1 pseudogene is annotated in these 561 nt (G+C 22.1%); it reads right to left on the bottom strand.

The annotated features are described in order from the left end of the window. A pseudogene (locus GQX97_RS14345) lies at window positions 1-449 on the bottom strand (NADH-quinone oxidoreductase subunit F); the annotation flags it as partial. Between the last annotated feature and the right edge of the window lie 112 nt (window positions 450-561).

The raw sequence follows: 561 nt of genomic DNA, 5'->3' as shown, positions 1-561 counted from the left end.
AAATTATTTTCATCATATATATTTATACTTATTTCACTTTCAATTTTGTATAAATCTTCTGCTTCTACTATAGCATTAATTAATGTTTCTTTATTATAGTAGCTTCTAATTAAAATATCTATATTTTTGATGTTTAAAATTTTAGCAATTAATATAGCAGAATMTAAAATGAGATGAGGGTTATTATCTATAAAGAATTTGTCTTTAAATACTAAATATCCRAAAGAATAGGCATTTATAATTAAAGATTGATTATCATTATTTTTGCTTGATAAAATATTATATAAAGATTTTTTATATACATCTCTTGTGAATATGTTAGCYATTTTTAAGYATTCAAGCAAAGTATCATATTCATTAATAGTGGTGTGTAGGTAATCACCGAAATTGTCTTTATAATCTTTGATATTTTTTGTAGCATAATCATTATATAGAATAAATTTTTTCATCTTACTTTAACATGTACAGCTTCTATATACTTAATAACGCTGCCAAAAGAAGAATCATTGCATTCTATGCCGTTAATTAAAACAGAAATGGCATTATTACAATTATGCATAC

This window comes from Brachyspira sp. SAP_772 (genome assembly GCF_009755885.1).
Classification (GTDB): Bacteria; Spirochaetota; Brachyspiria; order Brachyspirales; family Brachyspiraceae; genus Brachyspira.
This window is presented reverse-complemented; position numbering and strand designations above follow the sequence as displayed.